Annotated in this window: 17 protein-coding genes; 7 read left to right on the plus strand and 10 right to left on the minus strand. The window is 44.4% G+C overall.

Going from position 1 to position 19,041, the window contains the following annotated elements; translation table 11 throughout:
- From cydB to ACXAER_RS09515, 3 genes are read left to right on the plus strand one after another with little or no spacing between them, the layout of a single operon-like run.
- Positions 1 to 1,002 (plus strand): cytochrome d ubiquinol oxidase subunit II, encoded by a 1,002-nt coding sequence (gene cydB, locus ACXAER_RS09505; RefSeq protein ID WP_474828700.1) that lies wholly within the window; start codon positions 1 to 3, stop codon positions 1,000 to 1,002.
- A 2-nt stretch (positions 1,003 to 1,004) separates the two neighbouring features.
- Positions 1,005 to 2,696: a thiol reductant ABC exporter subunit CydD gene (cydD, locus tag ACXAER_RS09510; protein ID WP_474828702.1), complete on the plus strand. Its 1,692-nt coding sequence runs from the start codon at positions 1,005 to 1,007 to the stop codon at positions 2,694 to 2,696.
- A 7-nt stretch (positions 2,697 to 2,703) separates the two neighbouring features.
- Positions 2,704 to 4,368, plus strand: a complete 1,665-nt coding sequence (locus ACXAER_RS09515) for an amino acid ABC transporter ATP-binding/permease protein (protein WP_474828704.1) — start codon at positions 2,704 to 2,706, stop codon at positions 4,366 to 4,368.
- A 132-nt stretch (positions 4,369 to 4,500) separates the two neighbouring features.
- Here ACXAER_RS09515 and ACXAER_RS09520 read toward each other — a convergent pair whose 3' ends face one another.
- From ACXAER_RS09520 to ACXAER_RS09545, 6 genes are all read right to left on the minus strand, one after another.
- Positions 4,501 to 4,986, minus strand: coding sequence for a hypothetical protein (locus tag ACXAER_RS09520; protein ID WP_474828706.1), 486 nt, complete (start codon positions 4,984 to 4,986; stop codon positions 4,501 to 4,503).
- Between the two features lie 74 nt (positions 4,987 to 5,060).
- Positions 5,061 to 5,597, minus strand: a complete 537-nt coding sequence (locus tag ACXAER_RS09525; protein ID WP_474828708.1) for a DUF2938 family protein — start codon at positions 5,595 to 5,597, stop codon at positions 5,061 to 5,063.
- A 6-nt stretch (positions 5,598 to 5,603) separates the two neighbouring features.
- A complete protein-coding gene (locus ACXAER_RS09530; protein ID WP_474828710.1) occupies positions 5,604 to 7,682 on the minus strand; it encodes a TonB-dependent receptor in 2,079 nt (692 codons plus the stop codon).
- Positions 7,683 to 8,127: 445 nt separating this feature from the next.
- A complete protein-coding gene (locus ACXAER_RS09535; RefSeq protein ID WP_474828713.1) occupies positions 8,128 to 9,801 on the minus strand; it encodes a bifunctional protein tyrosine phosphatase family protein/NAD(P)/FAD-dependent oxidoreductase in 1,674 nt (557 codons plus the stop codon).
- 11 nt (positions 9,802 to 9,812) lie between these two features.
- Positions 9,813 to 10,667 carry an MBL fold metallo-hydrolase gene (locus ACXAER_RS09540; protein WP_474828715.1) on the minus strand — a complete coding sequence of 285 codons (855 nt, stop codon included), beginning with the start codon at positions 10,665 to 10,667 and terminating at the stop codon, positions 9,813 to 9,815.
- A gap of 10 nt (positions 10,668 to 10,677) precedes the next feature.
- Positions 10,678 to 11,478 (minus strand): sulfite exporter TauE/SafE family protein, encoded by an 801-nt coding sequence (locus ACXAER_RS09545; protein ID WP_474828717.1) that lies wholly within the window; start codon positions 11,476 to 11,478, stop codon positions 10,678 to 10,680.
- Between the two features lie 129 nt (positions 11,479 to 11,607).
- On the opposite strand from ACXAER_RS09545, the gene ACXAER_RS09550 reads away from it, so the two are divergent.
- The 3 genes from ACXAER_RS09550 to ACXAER_RS09560 all read left to right on the plus strand — a co-directional run bounded on the left by ACXAER_RS09550 (position 11,608) and on the right by ACXAER_RS09560 (position 13,014).
- Positions 11,608 to 12,060, plus strand: coding sequence for an RrF2 family transcriptional regulator (locus ACXAER_RS09550; RefSeq protein WP_171337007.1), 453 nt, complete (start codon positions 11,608 to 11,610; stop codon positions 12,058 to 12,060).
- An 85-nt stretch (positions 12,061 to 12,145) separates the two neighbouring features.
- Positions 12,146 to 12,574, plus strand: a complete 429-nt coding sequence (locus tag ACXAER_RS09555; RefSeq protein WP_474828720.1) for a YeeE/YedE family protein — start codon at positions 12,146 to 12,148, stop codon at positions 12,572 to 12,574.
- 20 nt (positions 12,575 to 12,594) lie between these two features.
- Entirely contained in the window at positions 12,595 to 13,014 is a 420-nt protein-coding gene (locus ACXAER_RS09560) for a DUF6691 family protein (protein ID WP_474828722.1), read from the plus strand.
- Between the two features lie 292 nt (positions 13,015 to 13,306).
- Here the strand turns inward: ACXAER_RS09560 and ACXAER_RS09565 are convergent, their stop codons facing one another.
- The 3 genes from ACXAER_RS09565 to ACXAER_RS09575 form a co-directional block, all read right to left on the minus strand.
- The gene (locus ACXAER_RS09565) at positions 13,307 to 13,918 is read right to left on the minus strand and encodes a hypothetical protein (protein ID WP_474828724.1); all 612 of its coding nucleotides are present in this window, start codon (positions 13,916 to 13,918) and stop codon (positions 13,307 to 13,309) included.
- Positions 13,919 to 13,983: 65 nt separating this feature from the next.
- Positions 13,984 to 15,390: a Na+/H+ antiporter NhaC gene (gene nhaC / locus ACXAER_RS09570; RefSeq protein ID WP_474828726.1), complete on the minus strand. Its 1,407-nt coding sequence runs from the start codon at positions 15,388 to 15,390 to the stop codon at positions 13,984 to 13,986.
- 89 nt (positions 15,391 to 15,479) lie between these two features.
- A complete protein-coding gene (locus ACXAER_RS09575; protein ID WP_474828728.1) occupies positions 15,480 to 16,391 on the minus strand; it encodes a helix-turn-helix domain-containing protein in 912 nt (303 codons plus the stop codon).
- A gap of 127 nt (positions 16,392 to 16,518) precedes the next feature.
- On the opposite strand from ACXAER_RS09575, the gene pobA reads away from it, so the two are divergent.
- Entirely contained in the window at positions 16,519 to 17,733 is a 1,215-nt protein-coding gene (gene pobA, locus ACXAER_RS09580; protein ID WP_474828730.1) for a 4-hydroxybenzoate 3-monooxygenase, read from the plus strand.
- A 10-nt stretch (positions 17,734 to 17,743) separates the two neighbouring features.
- On the opposite strand, the gene ACXAER_RS09585 is transcribed toward pobA, so the two are convergent.
- On the minus strand, positions 17,744 to 18,940 hold the full coding sequence (locus tag ACXAER_RS09585; RefSeq protein WP_474828731.1) for a LysR family transcriptional regulator: 1,197 nt from the start codon (positions 18,938 to 18,940) through the stop codon (positions 17,744 to 17,746).
- Positions 18,941 to 19,041 lie beyond the last annotated feature (101 nt).

Here is a 19,041-nt window from a genome sequence, read left to right on the forward strand (position 1 = left end):
ATGGAACCAACATTTGATTTAACCTTAATTTGGGCAGGCATCATTGGTTTCGGGATCATGATGTACGTGCTAATGGATGGTTTTGATTTAGGCCAGGGCATTTTGTACCCCTTCGCACCCGACGAGCAAGCACGTGATAAAATGATGAATTCTGTCGCCCCAGTGTGGGATGGCAACGAGACTTGGCTAGTATTGGGGGGCGCGGGACTACTCGCGGCCTTCCCGTTAGTTTATTCGGTCTTTTTACCCGCTCTTTATATTGGCGTGTTTTTAATGCTAGCAGGCCTTATTTTCAGAGGTGTTGCCTTTGAATTTAGGTTCAAGGCGAAAACGTCTAAGTACTTATGGAGCTATTCATTTTCTATAGGGTCATTCGTTGCGTCGTTTGCGCAAGGTGCGGTAGTAGGTGCCTATATTCAGGGTTTCGAAACTGAGGGTTTTGCTTACTCAGGTGGCCCCCTTGATTGGTTAACGCCGTTTACCGTATTAACAGGTTTTGGTCTTGTCGTAGGCTATGCGCTTCTAGGCAGCACCTGGCTCATTCTGAAAACAGACGGTGCGGTACAACAATGGGCATACAAAATTACGCCTAAGCTGCTTATCGCTTTGCTTGTTGTATTTGGTGTAGTGTCTTTTTATACGCCTTATGTAGATAGCACAGCAATGGTCAGATGGTTTGAAGGTTTTAGTATTATTTGGGCTCTTCCGGTATTGGTATTATGGTGTGCCTATGTAGTATTTCGTTCGGTTAAGAAGCAGCAAGATGGTATGCCTTTCGTTGCAACCATGGGTATCTTCTTGTTCAGCTACCTTGGTTTGCTAGTGAGCAAATGGCCCTATATTGTTCCACCAAACTTTACTATTTACGACGCCGCGTCTTCTTATAATTCGCAACTGTTCTTGTTGTTAGGCTTCTTGTTTGTTATTCCCATTGTATTAGCCTACACCAGCTGGACCTATTGGGTATTTAGAGGAAAAGTGGGCGACGCTGGTTACCATTAATCATGACGAGTAGTACCCCAAGCGCGCCTGAAAGCAAAGCTGTATCAGGCGCGCAGTTTTTAAAAGAGCAAATGGCTAGCCAACGCTCACTTTTGAATCAATCAGTGCTTTATGGTTCGATAGGGTCAGTATTCATGATAGTGCAGTGGCTGTTGGTTGCACTTATTGCACACGATACTCTTGTGAACCAGTCCCCTCTCATCACTATGCCTGGCTACTGGCTGCTTCTTTTAGCAGTAAGTGTTGTAAAACCATTGTTCACATGGAAACAAAGTAACTTAGCGCAAGACGCAAGCGCCAATGTAAGAAACCATTTAAGGAAAACGTTGCTTAAACGGTGGAATACTACCAGCCCCATGGCGTTACAGAGCCTGTCTAGCGGCGCATTGGCATCGCAGTGGGTTGAAGACATCGAGGCTACCGATGGCTATTTTTCCCGTTATTGGCCCCAACAAATGCTTGCCGTTATAACGCCCCTACTCATTCTTGTTACTGTTGCCTATTTAAATTGGCTTTGTGCCATTTTGCTCTTAGTATCGGCACCTCTCATTCCACTATTTATGATTTTAGTAGGCATGGGTGCGGAGCACGTGAACGAAAAGTATGCGTTGTTACGCCAGCGTTTAGCCGGGCACTTTCTTGACCGCGTTGCGAACCTTTCAACTATTGCGCTTTTAGGCGCGCAGAAAAATATGTCTGATGAGGTTGCCAAGCGCGGCGATACTTATCGTAACGTTGTTATGAAAACTCTTAAGCTGGCGTTCCTTTCTTCAACGGTCCTAGAGTTTTTCACCAGCGTAGCCATTGCAAGCCTTGCTATTTATATTGGTTTTTCGCTGTATGGGGCAATTAATTGGGGGCCTGCACAGTCGTTAACGTTGTTTTCTGGGCTTGGTATTTTGTTGCTTGCTCCCGAATTTTTTAAGCCATTGCGCACGCTGTCTACTTACTATCATGACAGAGCCAGCGCTTTAGGCGCCTCCAATAATATGGTGTCTTCACTACAGCACTTGGAAGAACAAGAAGTAGTATTAGGCTACAGCGATGGCAGACAGATTACAGCTTCAAGTGAAGTTACTCGCTTAACACTTAAAGACGCCGTAATTGGATATAACGGCGATAAAGAGAAAAAACCTGCCCTCGATTTTTCTTTTTCCGGGCAAGGTTTACTGGTTTTTTCTGGCGAATCGGGGTGTGGTAAAACCACCCTTCTCAACACCATTGCAGGTTATTTACACCCAGTGTCGGGCAGTGTTGAACTAGCACTTAAAGAAGCGCACTCCATTGCCTATTTACCTCAGAAAGCATGGATTAAAAACGCTACCGTTCGAGAGAACTTATCCGTTTCGGCCTCCTCTGCATCAGATAAAGATATGTTAAGGGTGCTTAAAAAGCTTGAGTTATCAGACGAGCTGTTAACGCATCATAGCGGGCTAGACACAGTGATAGGCGAACACGGGCAAGGGTTATCCGGCGGGCAAATGCAGCGTATTGCGCTAGCAAGAGTACTGTTAAACCCACCCGAACTCATATTACTTGATGAGCCCACGGCAAGTTTAGACATAAAAAGTAGGCTCGTAATTATAGAGGCTTTGGACGAGCTTAAAAGTCGCGCCCTTGTAGTGGTTGCAACGCACGACAGTGAACTTATTGCGAAAGCCAGTAATCATTTTGACTTAACCAATAAGGCCTAACGTTAATATGAAGTTTTGGTTTTCAATTATCTTTAAGAATGAACGTAAACGCCTGCTAATTGGGCTCTTTTGGTCGTTTTTTACCATGCTTTCTGGCGTGGGGTTACTGGCGCTTTCAGGTTGGCTCATTACTGCCACGGCTTTAGCTGGAATAGCCATAGGTGCGGGTTTAATTGTGAAGCTTGATATGTATATGCCGGGCTCTGGGATCCGCTATTTTGCCCTTAGTCGGACCATTGGCCGATATATTGAAAGGCTATACAATCACGATACTATTTTGAGGTTAATTGCGACATATCGCGTCACGATATTTAATGCGCTCTCCCATAGGCCACTTCACGATGTTAGGCAAACATCCGACAGTGAGTGGCTAAGTCGGCTCACCTCAGACTTAGACGCCCTTGATAGCATATTAATTCGCTACACCATTCCAACCCTAGCCACAGGGCTTATTTTGGGTGTGGTAAGCGTATTTTTGTGCTTTATCTGGTTTGAATTTGGTGTTGTTTTTCTAATTGCTTCAACGCTAGCCTGGTTACTTCTTATATTGTTTTCAATACGGCAAACCAAAAGCGCCGCCTCGCAAGCCATTTCGCACTTAAATCGTACTAGAGAAACCTTGATTAGCCACCTCAAGGGCGCTTTTGTACTAAATAGCCAGCACTTGATGAGTCATCATTCACAAGATACTAGCCAAGCACTCTCGCTATTTGAACGGCATCACAATAATTTGCAAAAACGTATTGCTCGAATTCAGATGATAACCGATTCAATATTTGGTATTGCCCTAGTAGCTACTCTTTATGCCAGCTTATGGGCTGTAAACCACCACGTTATTGAGGGGCCAACAGCTATCATGTTGGCACTTTTGTTCGTTGGCGTGGCTGAACTATTACAAGCCACACCAGAGCAGTTCAGTTCGTGGGGAAAAACCGACTATGCCAGTAAGCGACTATCAACATTGGCCAGTGAAAGTTGTGATAACGATAGCACTGATATTACGGCAGTAAGCGAGGTGTCATGCGAGGTAAGTAATCACCCACATATTCCCGCGAGTGCGTCACGCAAGATAAGTTTTAATTTGAATGATAGCCCCTCTCTTTTTATCACAGGCCGTTCTGGGTCTGGCAAGTCTACCTTAGCGAAGCTTATGTTTAAGCTTGTACCGTTAGATAAATCGAACGCTAGCGTAATGATAAATAATGTATCTGTACAAAATATTTCGTCAGACAGCTTGTATCGCCACTGTGCCTATCTAGAGCAAACCTCTTCGTTACTGTCTGGCAGTTTGTACTACAACTTAACGTTGGGGCTTGAAAACATAGAAGACAGTAGAGTGTTCGATGTACTTTCGCTAGTTGAGCTACAAACGTGGGCTGATTCGCTTCCCGAGGGATTGAATACATGGTTAGGAGAAGGTGGAGCAAAGGTCTCAGGTGGACAAGCGAGACGTATTTGTTTGGCTAGGCTACTACTTAGAAGCCCTGATCTTATTGTATTAGATGAGCCATTTAATGGGCTTGATAGCACTATGGCAGAGCGCATTTTCATGCGTATATTACCTTGGCTTACGGCACGAAAATCTATTGTTTTAATTCATGAAGTACCCTCGTTTATCGAGCAGCAAAGTATTGATTATCGTTCGCTTAGTGTAGATTTATCTACAGCGTAAAGTCTGAGGCGCCCTTTATTTAATTACCCTCTTTTATTTAATTCTCTCCTTTTGTTTAATTAGTTGGGGCGCCTACGCATTGATTATCTTATCTCACTGTTAACGTATTAAACGACAAGGAAGAAGGGTAAGTTAAAAATCGAATCCAAAAGCCAAACCAGCAACCTTTGAACTTCCAACGCCCTCGTGATAATCAAAGTGAAACTGCGGTGAGACGGTATACCCGTTGTATCGGAATTCATACAAGGCGCCGAGCCGAGAAACAAAGAACTCATGTTCAGAAGTATACTCATAGCCAGGACCCACCTGGATAATAAACTCATTGGTGATGTGAATATCTGCCACTGCTAGCACCGTTAGCGCGTCTAACGAGCCGAAGGCATACTCTACTACACTACCTAAACCTAAAAGCGGTGAAACTCTGTACTCGTAATCGATACCAACTGTTTCACCATTACCATGTTCGGAAAAATCCGTATGACCGATGAATAGCGAGATGTGATTCGGACTGTGTTCATGCTCTGACGCGTTTGTAGAGAACGCCAGTACAGACAATATCAGTAATAACAAACCGTGCTTTAAGCCTAAGCGGTGTGAATTTAGACGTATCGTTTTCATATGGTTTACTCTTGAGTGACGCTCCGCTGTTTTATTTAACGCAAACGAGCGACAGTGCGTGTGGTGAAAGTCCATTATTCATTATAGGCATCTTGAATCCGCTTGCTTAAAAGCCAGCCTGCGGCATAAAGACCCACTGAGAAAATAAAATGGGATAACAATACTTTCGACTGAAGCATGGCAGGGTTAGTTGTGTGTAAGCCTGCGATACCATATCCCATTCCTGGATACATAAGAAAAAAAGGAATACTGCACGTTGCAAAACCCACAATAAACGCTGGCAAGAAAGATGGCTTCAGCACCCATTTAACGCCGGTAAAAATGAGCATGAGCAGTGCGAACCCTATGCCAATTGCGTAATGCCCAACCCACCCCAACATTAATTCACCTGCTTTTGGTGGCGCGGCTTTAATTGATTGATGAGAAAATACGCCGTCTGTCATGTAAATAACCCACCGCCCGATAAATTCATACCGCGTTAGTGGCTTATCTAGGACGATGTGTTGTAAATAGTTCACAACATCTAAAAAGGCGGTTGCTGCCACACCAAGCACCACTGATAAGATCAGGATTGTTGTTCTGTCAGTTTTGTTTGCTAAAGCGAGATTCATGGTCAATTACCTAAGTTGAGCAGACAGGCTCAGCTGAATATTCCTACCCATGCCTAATGCATAGCCTTTGTAGGTATCTAAAAAGTCTCGATAAGCCTCATCAGTTACATTATTTACTTTTACGCTAAGCGTAACTGGATGCTTGTTTATCTGTAACTGCGCTGAAGCACCAAGGTTTATCAAGTGATATTGTTCTGTCGATGCGGTACCAAAAGGGAGAAAATCGTATTGAGCAAAGGGTTCAAATTTTCCTGCAATCGACTTGTTGTTTTTGTATTCGTGCTCGATAACAAAATTTATATCGCTAATTAATGATAGTTCGCCAAAACTGTAGTTAATTCGCTGATAAAAGCTATTTGCAGGCATTAGTGGCAACTCAGAACCAACACTATCTAATTCACTGTTGATAATATTGGCGTTAAACTCCCAGTCGATATAGTGGGTTATTTTGAAGTTTGCGCCTATCTCAACGCCGTCTATTTGGGCGTCTCCCTGCCTCATTTCAAACAAGGGCAAACCAGACGGCTGATGCGTGGTGCCGGTATCAGCTTGGTAAATATAGTCTTGAAACGTATTTTGATAAAACGTGATAGATGCCTGTATATTTTGACTTATGTAATTCAACCCAACTTCTTTGTTGAACGAGTATTCTTCTACTAATTCGCTGTTGCCAGTTTGATAAGCCGCAACACCACCATGTACACCACCCGCATATAAATCAAAAATAGAGGGGGCTCTAAACCCTCTTCCTATTCTCTGAATGAACAGCCAGTTATCACTAAGTTTCCAACTGAAACTCATAGATCCTGTTAATGCTGTCCAAACTCTACGGTCAAAGTTATCAACCCACTGCTGACTTTCGTTCTGTGGCTCCAAGGCTATTTTGTCCCATCGGCCACCCAATTCGGCAATGAGAAAATCGTTTTCAAACTTCTCGTAAGCATATAAGGCTATGTAGTCTACCGAGGCATCTGGGACCAAGGTACCAACGTTGGTTGTCTGATTTTTGTATATGTATTCAGCACCGAATTGACCTTTCCACGCTGTACTATAGTCGTGCTCAAAAACCAGCTTACTTTGGGTGCGCTCTAACTCAATGTCTAAATCGCTGTTGGCGTTGCTTAACTTTTCGAACGATATTCCTGTGCCAGCAGTGCGCTCATTCTTCTGCCAATTAAGAATAAAATGAACATTCCATTGGTCAGAAAGGTGAAGGGCCATATCAGACAAGACATTCTTGTTGTCTAGATGCTGGCCTGTTGGCACATTATTAGGTTGAAGAAAATTCTGCTCGTTTGAAAAACCTGTATACCTTAGCGTCCAATCGAAAGCATCTGAAACGAACCCGCTAGCCAAACTGATACTTTCAATATCAAAGTTAGTAAATGGTAATTCGCCTGAAAAGCGAGGGAGGCTGCTGACACTCATTGAATTAACATCTGCAGAAGGCGTTTCAAAGTTATCAGCTTTTTCACGGTGATATGAAGATGCCCACCCCCACTGTGCTTTGCCGCCTTCTACGTGTAAAGACGTACCAAGCTGTTCGTTATTAGTGCCGTATTTAAAGCTCAGGAGGGCAGAAGACAACAGTGATTCGCTGTACATGGGAACTTGAGCGCTTATTACATTAACGACACCGCCCATTGCATCTGACCCAAAAATAACGCTCATAGGCCCACGTACTACATCTATTCTGTGCGCGTTAACCGGATCAACAGTTGGTGCATGTCTAATTCCAAACTGTTGAAAGTCTTGAGGTACGCTATCTTGCAGCACTCGCACGCGGTTTCCTGTTAAGCCTCTTATCACTGGCTTTCCCGCTTGCCCGCCTGTACTTACCGTATCTACTCCGGCCATATGTGCAATTGAGTCGCCTAAAGAAAGGCTGTGATGCCATAACTTGCTTTTACCACTTAAAATAGACGCAGCTATTGCAGTTTCTTCTACTTTCAGTGCCATTGGCGAACCCGTAACGCGGACCCGTTCGATATCGTGCAGATGATTATGAGATTGAGAAGTGTCTTGCGCATTTACGAGAGAGCTGACTATTAATCCGATCACGCTCATAGTTACTTTCTTGCTCATTCTATCCTCGCAAATGTTATAACATATCAATTCATGGACGCAGTAAATCGAAAAAAAGCGCCACCTCTGAGAGGTGGCCAAGTAGTTTCGACCATATCCAAAATGGAAAAGACATGAAGTGCCTTGTAATAAGTTAGGCAACTTCCTGTTTTAAACTGCGCTAACTCACTACGCCGTTATAATATATATTTCAAATACACATTACAATATTGAATAAAGATTTATTTATAGTTTTAGTTTTAGTTTTAGTTTTAGTTTTAGTTTTAGTTTTAGTTTTAGTTTTGAAAATTTGAGGCGTTCGAAAGATAGGAACAAGCAGTATTTTATTTAACGTCGCCACCTAATAAGCGTGCTTACGCAATACTCAAGTGCAGTTCATTTTTTAAAATAAAAAAGCTCTAGCCTTTTTACCAGGCTAAAGCTTCCTGTCGAATTTAATGGCGAGTTACTTATTAATATGCTGAGTTTCTGGTTTAGCCAGCCATTCTCTGCCTTTTAGCATGCCTTCCCAATAAATGGGTGGAAGCAACTTTTCTTTTAAATACCATGCTAGGCGCGACGGTTTCGTACCATCGAGTACCCACGTTGGCATGCTGTTAAGGATTTTGCCGCCGTAGCCAAATTCGGCCAATATCACTTTACCTCGCTCTACAGTAAGAGGGCAGCTGCCATAACCGTTGTATATGGCTTTATCTGTTTGCACACCGCGCTCGTAAAGCAAGTTATTGGCAACCACTGGGGCTTGCATGCGCGCCGCCGCGGCTGTTTTAGCATTAGGGGCGTTTATGGCGTCGCCAAGGGCAAAGATATTTTCAAACGACTTGTGCTGTAGCGTTGATTGGTCGACATCAATCCAACCATTGCCATCAACAAGCGGGCTGACTTTGATAAAATCTGGCGGAGACTGGGGCGGAACCGCGTGCAGCATGTCGAATTCAGTTTCAACGAGCGGGGCGTCTGGGTCTGCCACCTTCTTAAATGAAGCCACTTTTGCTTTGCCATCCACCTTCACCAATTGGTGTTCAAAGTTAAGCGTTGCGTGATATTTTTTAACGTATTCCATAAGCGCAGGCACATATTCTTTTACACCAAAAAGTACGGCACCCGTGTTATAGAACTCAACGTTAATATTGTTTAGCACGCCTTCTTTAAACCAGTGGTCGCAAGACATATACATGGCTTTTTGCGGCGCACCTGCACACTTAATTGGCATTGGCGGCTGTGTAAATACTGCCTTCCCTTTTTTAAGGTTTTTTACCAATTCCCATGTGTAGGGCGCTAAGTCAAAACGGTAATTTGAAGTAACGCCATTTTCCCCTAGGGTTTCGCTTAAGCCCTCTACTTTGTTCCAATCTAGCTTAATGCCGGGGCAAACCACCAAGTGTTCGTATTTAATGGTGCGGCAGCCGTCTACCACAATCATGTTTTCTTTTGGCGCAAAGGCGGCTACGCCGGCTTTTATCCATTTAACATTACTAGGAATAACAGAGGCCACAGTGCGCACGGTATCGTTAGCGTTAAATACGCCCCCGCCTACAAGCGTCCAGCCAGGCTGGTAGTAGTGCACCTCATTGGGCTCTACTATGGCAATGTCTAAATCTGGGCATCGTGATTTCAAACTTGAAGCAACTGCAACACCACCCGCGCCCGCCCCTACAATGACTACCGCATGAGAGTGATCGGCATGATCGCTGGGTGTTTCACCGCCGTTTTTTAGGCGTCGCACTACCCCGCTTAAGTCGTAGCCGGCTTTTTGTGACAGGCAGAGTATGTCTTCATAAGAAAGCGTTTTAGTTGCGGTCATGGCCCATAGCGTAATAGAGCGCGTGCCTGTTCGGCAGTAGGCAAATACGGGGCCTTCTAACTTTTGCAAGTTCGCTTCAAACGTTATTGCGTCTTGCTGGGTTACTTTTCCGCTAACTACGGGCTGATATACGCAGGGTAAACCCAGCGACGATGCTTTGGCTTCTATTTCAGCAAAGGTAGGCTGGTCTGCCCCTTCACCATCAGGGCGGTTACAAATAATAGATTTAAACCCTGCTGCTTTTATTGTCTCGAGATCGTCCACTGAGATTTGAGGGCAGACAGATAGCTGTTGTGTTACGTTGGCATATTGCATAACCCACCCCTTTAAATGGCATTCACAGGAATTTTAATGAACTGCTTACCGCCTTCTGATTTTTCACCAAACTGGCCGTTTCGAAGGTTTGCTTGAATAGCGGGTAACAGTAATTTGGGTACCGCAAGGGTTGCATCTCTTGCCTCGCGTTTTTCCACATATTCCTGAAGGGTTACGTCTGGGCGAATTTGCTTGTTCGTTTCCTTGGCTTCTTTGATAGATACTGTTGATAGCGGAGCTGCACCGTCTTTAGGGTAGTCGTGACCAAGGTAAACAGTAGTATCGTCAGGCAGGGTGAAGAAGCGCTGAATGGTATTGTAAAGTTGCTCGGCACTGCCTCCCGGGAAGTCGCAGCGCGCCGTTCCTAAGTTAGGGGCGAACATGGTGTCGCCTACAAATATTTTGCCGTCTACTAAGAAGCTTGCGCAGGCTGGCGTGTGCCCCGGCGTATGCCATACTTTTACTTCATATTCACCGATATTGAAGGTGTCGCCTTCTTCGAACAGCACATCGAATTGACTGCCATCGCTCGGCGTATCGTTGGCTGTCTCAAATACGTCTAACCAGGTATCTAACACTGTTTTAATACCTGAGCCAATACCAATTTTGCCGCCAATTTTAGACTTTAAATAGTGCGCCGCGGTAATGTGATCAGCGTGCACGTGGGTTTCTAAAATCCACTTATTCTTAAGCTGGTTTTGGTTGATGAAATCGATAACTTTGTCGGCGCTTTCCATTGACGCGCGACCAGAAAAGATATCGTAATCGGCAACCGAATCTATCACGCCACACTCTTTGGAAGCGGGGTCGAATAGCACATAAGTAAACGTGGCCGTTTTGTTATCGTAAAATGTTTCAACGTTCATGGGTTTTCTCCTAAAGAAGTTCTTTGGTCATGATGAAAACGGCAATAACTAGAGTGAAGAATGCAAAGAACTTCTGCAAAGCTGCACCGTCTAGTTTTCCCGCTACCTTCGTGGAGACAGCCATCCCAATAAACGTGGCTACCAGCATAAGCGGCAGCAAAGGCATCTCCAATTGAATTCCGGTTTGTAGGTCGCCAATGAAGCCAAGCAACGACTTTAAGGCGATAATGAATAGCGACGCGCCCACCGCGTTCTTCATGGGCATGCCTAAAATAAGTACCAAGGCAGGAATGATAAGGAAGCCCCCGCCCGCGCCGAGTATGCCGGTAACAACTCCAACTACGGCGCCTTCAATAACTATCAGCCCAACGTTGGGTCGTTTATTCTCAACAACCTGGGTTGCTGGGGCCGATTTGCTGTAAGCCTTTTTTAACATCATGGCAGCCGAGGCCAACATCAGCATGGCGAACAGCACCATGATGCCCAGGTTTTTATCTATGGTTAGCGATTGAACAGAAATGGTTTCGGGAATGGCGGGCATTAGGAAGGCCCGTGTTAGATAAACAGCAATGATGGAAGGTACAGCGAATAAAATAGACGCTTTAACGTCAACTAAACCTTCTTTGAAATACCTTACTGCGCCGAATGCGGCTGTGGCACCCACAATAAGCAATGAATAGCCGGTGGCGACATCTGGCGTAACGCCCATTAAGTAAACGAGGATAGGCACGGTAAGGATTGAGCCTCCTCCGCCTATTACGCCTAACACCATTCCCATAAGAACAGCAGCGATGTAACCAAGAATAATCATATCGACACCTTATTTCATTTTGTTATATGATAGAACAAAATATACAATAAAGTATATTCTAAATATATATTTAATTTTTATGGTGCGGTAAAATTCAGCGATTAAGACAATCGCTTTTTTAGATAACCCATGAAAATCAATACTTTTAGTAATTTAGCGTTTCGCGTTTTGATCTATCTCGCGTTACGAAAAAATCAATTGGTAAAGACAGGTGAAATTGCAGATGCGTACTTCGTATCTTTTAATCACTTAAAAAAAGTCATCACCTTGCTGATCGACAAGGGATACATTATTGGCACAAAGGGACGCGGGGGCGGCATTCGTCTGGCAAAAGATGCCAAGCTTATAAATATAGGCGAAGTTTTTAGGTTAACCGTTGAAGACGTGGCATTGGCGGAGTGTTTTGCATCACCAACGAATAAATGTGTTATTTCGCCAACATGTCGCTTGAAAACAATTCTTCAAGACGCGGCTGATAAGTTTATTAGCGAGCTTGACCAATTTACACTGCACGATTTGGTAAAAGACAGAGAGGGCGCGCTGGCGATGCACCTTGCCATCGATTTTATAGAAGTTGAATAGAAGTTTTAAGGCTTCTATCTGTACCGTGTTTATCCGCGATAGCGTTACTAACAGAGCATCGCACGAGTAGATTTAGGAGAGAAAATTGGAAAACTGGACATCAACTCCCTTCGAGCCGCTTGCCGGTTTGGCAGGCGGGCTGCTTATTGGTTCATCGGTGGTTTTATTACTGCTTACCCTAGGCCGTATTGCAGGTATTTCAGGTATTGCTGCAGGCGCGATGACACAGCGCGGCATTGAACGCTACTGGCGCTTGGCGTTTTTAATAGGGGTTGTTTTATCTGCCGTGCTTTACATGGTGTTTGTTAGTGATTTACAGGTGCAAACGCAAATGAGCTCGGCGTGGATGATTGTTGCTGGCTTACTCGTAGGCTTTGGTACACGCCTTGGCTCTGGCTGCACATCGGGCCATGGTGTGGCTGGCCTTTCAAGGTTATCACCCCGCTCTATTGTTGCCACGCTCACGTTTATGGGTGCGGCTGTACTTACCACCACAATTATCAGGCACCTGTAAATAACCGAGGAGAGAATATTATGAGAGCAATTATCGCCTCGCTACTTTGTGGGCTGTTGTTTGGCTTAGGCCTGCTAATTTCAGGTATGAGTAACCCTGCCCGTGTACTTAACTTTTTAGATTTAAGCGCCAATTGGGATGCCACGTTAGCGTTCGTAATGGGCGGCGCTATTTTGGTGGCTGCACCAGGTATGTACTGGGTGCGCAAGCGCAACAAGCCGATGTTTGCGAACAAGTTCGATATACCAACTAGCAAAACTATTGATGCTAAATTGATATTGGGCTCTGCCGCTTTTGGCATTGGCTGGGGTATTAGTGGCTTCTGCCCAGGCCCTGCCGTGGTTGCCATTGCGTCGCTTCAAACTGATGTGCTGTTGTTTGTTGGTGCGATGATTATTGGCATGTTGGCGCAGCATTGGTTGAAGCCTAGGTCGGCTTAAGAGAGCAACTCGTCTTTACACTTCATACATAAGCTATTGATCCACTTGTGCACGCATAAGGCGCTGTTTTGTTAGCAATGCCTGTTGCGAGTTACTTATTTCTTGGTAGGAGATGATATCCACATTATCCCCTACCAAGGATAATCCCTGCCTTGTCCGTTTGTGGGTATAGTATATATAAGCGCGTTGGCGAAGTTTCTCTCCGTGTTCCTCGCTGTGTTTCTCGCTCCCCTATTTACCTTGTTAAAGCGCTATGTGAATAAATCAACCTGCTAGGCCGCTTAGTTCATAGCTATTCCAGAATAACGAGTGCGGTTGAAAATGCAGCGATACTTAGCGGGCCTTGCGTCACAAACTCGCTTAGTTCACCCGCATCGCTCTTCCAAAGCTTAACTTTTGTTGAAGCCATAAACCCCAGCGGGAGGGGCATTTCATGCGTATCGTAAGACAAGTTCACCGCAGCATAGATTCGCCTTTTCTTTGTTATCACGGAAAAAGCCAGAAGCTGTTTTATCTCATTAACATGGTAAACACTGAATGTACCAGCAGCGTAAGATTTCAACGTTTCTGTTAGCTCTAATGCTGTATTTTTCTGTAGGTAAAAATTGTGCAACAACAGCGCATTGTCTTTATCTAAGGGTAGCGTTAAAAATAGTGTAGTGAGCAGCGCAATCTCTCTTTCATCAAGTGGTTGCTTACATTGGCTATCTTGCTGCTTCAAGGCTACCTGTGATGGCTCAGATGAAAAAACATCGCTAAATACATTGGCTAACATACTTACTGAGCGCTTCTCATCTTTTTCCTTCAGCAAATTACACACTGCTTGTGAAATTAATCGCGCTCGCTTTTCATTAAGCGCCGAAGTTTGAGCATCGCTTTGCGTATCAGCTTTTTCTGTGAACATGAAAAAACTGATGCCCCCAACTAATAAAGCACAAAATAAAAGCCATTTTAGTGGGCCGAGCCGGTTCAACGTTTAGCCCCCTTTCCTTTCAATAAACCCACACCCAAAGAAGCCATAGTTACGGCAATAACGCCGTTTAGATAGTTGAAAAAGGCATAGGGTGCATAGTCGAGAACTTCGACACCAAGAGTGGCGGAGTAGAACGCGCCTGCGGTTGTCCAAGGAATAAGGCCTGTGGTCATGGTGGCGCCTTCTTCTACCGACCGTGACAGTACGGCAGGGTCAAGCTTTTGTTGTTCATATTTTGCTTTGAACAACTGACAATTTAATATTATTGAGATGTAGGCTTCACCCATAGCTACATTGCCCAAAAAACCAGAAACTATGGTTACCGCTATTAAGCTTGCTGTGCGCTTCACCCGTTTGATAATGCCTGCCAAAAGCGCCGATAAAAGCCCTGCACCGTGCAATATGCCGCCTAGTGCGATTGCCATTAAGGCCAGCAGTAAGGTCCAGCTCATGCTGCTAATGCCGCCCCGCCCTAGTAGCGCATCTAAATTCGGTATACCCGTATTTTGAGGGGTATTTTCCCACAATGCGTTAAGTACGCTAATGGTATCGGTATTTTGGTAGAAGATAGCGATGATAACAGCAAGCAGAATGCTGAATGACATGGTGACTTCAGCAGGGACTTTTTTGATGCTTAATACTGTAAGCAATACTAGAGGTAACAGTGTTATGTAAGGTGCAAGGTTATAGTGGCTGGCAAGCGCTGCTTTAATTTCAACAACCTGTTCTACATTTAAATTCTGGTTTGCGTAACTAAAACCTATTGCCAAGAAAATAACGAAAGTAAGAAGGAAGCTAGGCACCGTTGTAAACAGCATGCCATACATATGCCGATAGAGGTTCGTGCCTGCACTCATTGCAGCGAGGTTGGTGGTATCAGAAACCGGCGACATTTTATCGCCAAAGGTTGCGCCGCATACCACCATTGCCGCGACAATGGGAGATGGTATGTTCATGGCTTCACCAATACCCATTAGCACCACGCCCATAGTCCCCACGGTTCCCCACGATGTGCCTGTTGACACCGACATTACCGCACAAAGAATTAAACCCACTGCCAGAAACACACTGGGGTTTAGCCAACTTAACCCATAATAAATGAGCGTTGAGATAGTGCCGCTTTGCATGAAGCTGGCGATAACCATTCCGATAAGTATGAAGATATAAATGGCCGGCATGGCCCGGGTTAATGCGCTGGTCATTAATTCGCGAATTTGCAGGTACGTGTACCCCAAACTAAAAGCATTCGCCCCAGCCCACAGCAAACATACAAATATGAGCGCATGCAGACTAATACTCAAGCCGAACAATCCACCTGCTATTAACGCAACAATAACGCTAAAACAAAGCAGTGACTGAACAAAACTGGGGCTACGTAAAGACTGAGGCGATGTTAGTGACACGTGTATACGCTTAAAAGTGAAGTAGTGAATTTTAGTATAACGACTTTGCGATGCGTTGCGATCAAGAAAAGAGCAGCGTTAGTCATTACCTACTCAGGTTTGCCTTGCTGCCGAGGAGCATTTTGAAAAGATTGTCGATAACAACCCGCCGTCATGCCTATGTGTTTTTTGAAGAACCTTGAGAAGTAGGGGTAATCCTTAAAGCCAAGGCTGTAGCATAGGTCTTGTATTGGTTGTTGGGTGTAAACCAATTTCCGTTTCGCTTCGTCAATTAATCGCCTTTGAATAATGTTTTTGGGTGACTCTCCTAAATTTTTATTACATAGGCGATTTAAGCTAGACATAGAAACAAATAGTTCGCTGGCATATTTGGATAAGGGCCAGTGCTCTAGGTAGTGCTCTTCTATTAGCCTTTTAAATTTGGTCAATATGCGCGCTTCGTGTGGCCCAGCACTATATTCAAGCTGCTGCTCTGCTGCTAATCGTTGAAGGGTTAACAACACAAGCTTTGTTAACAACAGCAATGATTGGTCTTGATTTTGTGGGGCACGCTTTAGCTCGTCACGAATATCAATGAAGTATCGCGTTAACCTATTAAACTGCTGACTGTCTTCTTGAAACACATGAGCAGAATGGAAAAGGTTGTTTATGGCGGTGTCTTGCGCATTTTGCATTTCTTCGCCCAAGATAGCGCTTGTAACAGATAGTACAAAACCTTTAATGTTTGGCTGAAACGTAAAGCCATGTACTACCCCCATAGGAATAGTTACTGCGCATTTCCCCCTTATGCTGAATGTTTTTTTGTTTAACGTAACGTTTGCCTGCCCATCTAAAATGTACAACACTTGGAATAAATGTGCATGTCTGTGCGGTTTTATTACCCAGTCCAGGCTTTCACTTCGCGTGGAGATATCTTCCAAATGCACCGCTCCCGGCCTTTCTATAAGCCCACTTTCCCCATATAGGTCGTAGTTTGGATATTGATGAATTTGCGATGTCATTCTAAAAACTATATTAAACACAATTATTAACTTGATTGAAAAGTACAATAAAATGAGTGAAAAGTTAATAATTTGTTACCGCATTTAACTTCACACTATTTGCACAATATTCGCAAAGGTAGTGAAGATGAAAACATTAACCACACAAGTAGCTATTGTTGGCTCTGGCCCTTCTGGTTTATTGCTTGGTCAACTCTTAGCTAAGCAAGGCATAGATAACATTGTTATAGATAGAGCAAACAAAGATTATATTTTAAGTCGTATTAGAGCGGGCATTTTGGAACAGGGATTTACCGAGCTTGTGCGAGAGGCCGGCGTTGGTGCTCGCATGGACAAAGAAGGTGAAGTGCATGATGGTTTCGAAATTGCCATTGACGATAAAACGGTTCATATCGATTTAAAAGCGTTGGCAGACGGCAAAACTGTTATGTGTTACGGCCAAACCGAGATCACTAAAGATCTTATGGAAGCGCGCGAGGCCACAAAGTTAACCAGCTTCTACGAAGTTGAAGATGTGACTTTGAACGACATTGATACCGCATCGCCCTATGTGGTTTTCAAAAAAGGGGACGATGTTTACAAGCTTAATTGCGACTATATCGCTGGATGTGATGGTTTTCACGGTGTTTCTCGTAAAACTATTCCTGAGTCGGAAAGAACAGAGCACGAGCGAGTTTACCCATTTGGCTGGCTAGGAGTGCTTAGCGATACGCCGCCTGTTAGTGAAGAACTTATTTATTGCAAAAGCCAACGGGGCTTCGCTTTAGCAAGCAGACGTTCTTCTACGCGTTCGCGCTATTACCTTCAGGTGCCTGCCACTGACGCGGTAGAAAATTGGACAGACGAAAGGTTCTGGGAAGAACTTAAAAAGCGCTTACCTGCAGAGGTTGCCCAAAAGCTCATAACTGGGCCAAGCATTGAAAAAAGTATTGCTCCTTTGCGTTCTTTTGTTTGCGAACCTATGCAATACGGTGCACTTTTTCTTGTTGGAGACGCTGCACATATTGTTCCCCCAACAGGCGCAAAAGGCTTAAATTTAGCAGCATCCGATGTGGCAACTTTGTACAAAATACTTTGTCGCGTTTATCTTGAAGGCGACAACTCACATATTGAAGACTATTCAAAAATTGCATTACGAAGGGTATGGCACGGCGAACGATTTTCGTGGTGGCTCTCGAACATGCTGCATAATTTCGATAATGAGCATGTTAACGATATGGGCCCAGAGACATTTCAGCGATTCATGAACTCTGAGCTGGATTACTACACGTCTACCGAGGAAGGGAAAAAGGTTATTGCCAACCAGTATGTCGGCATGCCCTATGAAAACTTACGTAATTAGTCGCAGACGTTCAGTTACGTTTATATTCATCTAGCACTTCAAGGAAGCGTCTTTGAAGTGCTGTTGGCTGCCAATCGCGTCTTAGTGTGTAGCCTATTTCTCGACAGCTATCTGGCAACGGGTTGGGGCTTACATAAAGCAAACCAGCATCGACCTCGTCTTGAACTTGCCTTGCAGATAACAAGGTTACTCTGTCGCTTTTTAACAAGATCCCGCGGATCGCCATCATAGAACTGCATTCGATAATATCTTTGGGTACCGGCATAGCTTCAAGCTCGAACATGCGATTAAAAACCTTTCGCGTTGGCGTACCGGCTTTGGGAATAACCCACTGCCATTTACTTATGTTGGAAGCGTAAGTCCCCTCTTCTATGGTCGCTAAAGAAGGATGGTGCTTGCGCGCTACAACGTGCAGTTTATCGTCGAACAATTTGTGCTGCGTGATTGTGTTATCAAGGTTGGAGGCACGCAATGCCCCTACAATGATATCAACTTGCCCTTGCAGCAAGCCAACAAGTTGTTCCTCATATGGGCCGTCAACAATACTCACTTCTGCTTGGGGATATTCCTCTAATAACCGCAACACCGCCATAGGTACTATGTTTGCCCTTGCCAGCGGCAAACTGCCTATACGTATTTTGCCAGAGCGCTGCCCAACGAACTCGTTGATTTCCTGCAGCCCTTGTTCAATTTCAGCTACAAATAAATGAGCAAGACGAGCAAGCTGCTTTGCTCTCCACGTTGGTTCAACACCAGTGGGAATTCGACGAAATAACTTTTGTTCAAGCGTAAATTCAAGGTCTTTGATTGTTTTACCCAGCGTTGGCTGCGTTAAACCCAGCTTCGTCGCTGCGTTGGTGTAATTTCCAGTATCTACAACCGTAATTAATGCAATAAGTTGACGGGTTGTAATCAGCCGTAAAAACCCTTCTTTTCTCTTCGCACTTTTTTCAAACACGTTATTGGCAAAAGACAGTAAATAGTCGAACGCTCTTGTTACCCGCTTCAAAAAAACATCGCCTACATCTGTTGTAAACATACCTGACTGGGTGCGTTCGAAAATTATGTGGCCAAGCTGAGACTCCAGCTTGTTGATGCCTTGCGTTAAGGCCGATTGTGATAAATGAATATGCTGAGACGTTTCGGTTAGCGTACCGAACTCTCTAACTTTCATAGCACTAAGCAAGTGACGCGTATTAAAAATCAACGTATGCCCCTAATATTTTTTAGTCATTATAGAAAAAATTAATAGCAAAGGGCAGCAATCTAACGTTCTTTTCAACGCCGAGTTATCCATAATCGGGGGAC

Source organism: Alteromonas sp. AWJ4_199 (assembly GCF_056159165.1).

Coding starts and splice junctions, on each gene's coding strand:
- ACXAER_RS09515 (WP_474828704.1), top strand. CDS start 2,704: ATGAAGTTTTGGTTTTCAATTATCTTTAAGAATGAACGTAAACGCCTG.
- ACXAER_RS09520 (WP_474828706.1), bottom strand. CDS start 4,986: ATGAAAACGATACGTCTAAATTCACACCGCTTAGGCTTAAAGCACGGT.
- ACXAER_RS09560 (WP_474828722.1), top strand. CDS start 12,595: ATGAGAGCAATTATCGCCTCGCTACTTTGTGGGCTGTTGTTTGGCTTA.
- ACXAER_RS09545 (WP_474828717.1), bottom strand. CDS start 11,478: ATGATTATTCTTGGTTACATCGCTGCTGTTCTTATGGGAATGGTGTTA.
- ACXAER_RS09550 (WP_171337007.1), top strand. CDS start 11,608: ATGAAAATCAATACTTTTAGTAATTTAGCGTTTCGCGTTTTGATCTAT.
- ACXAER_RS09530 (WP_474828710.1), bottom strand. CDS start 7,682: ATGAGCAAGAAAGTAACTATGAGCGTGATCGGATTAATAGTCAGCTCT.
- ACXAER_RS09575 (WP_474828728.1), bottom strand. CDS start 16,391: ATGACATCGCAAATTCATCAATATCCAAACTACGACCTATATGGGGAA.
- ACXAER_RS09565 (WP_474828724.1), bottom strand. CDS start 13,918: ATGTTCACAGAAAAAGCTGATACGCAAAGCGATGCTCAAACTTCGGCG.
- cydD (WP_474828702.1), top strand. CDS start 1,005: ATGACGAGTAGTACCCCAAGCGCGCCTGAAAGCAAAGCTGTATCAGGC.
- ACXAER_RS09540 (WP_474828715.1), bottom strand. CDS start 10,667: ATGAACGTTGAAACATTTTACGATAACAAAACGGCCACGTTTACTTAT.
- cydB (WP_474828700.1), top strand. CDS start 1: ATGGAACCAACATTTGATTTAACCTTAATTTGGGCAGGCATCATTGGT.
- pobA (WP_474828730.1), top strand. CDS start 16,519: ATGAAAACATTAACCACACAAGTAGCTATTGTTGGCTCTGGCCCTTCT.
- ACXAER_RS09535 (WP_474828713.1), bottom strand. CDS start 9,801: ATGCAATATGCCAACGTAACACAACAGCTATCTGTCTGCCCTCAAATC.
- ACXAER_RS09525 (WP_474828708.1), bottom strand. CDS start 5,597: ATGAATCTCGCTTTAGCAAACAAAACTGACAGAACAACAATCCTGATC.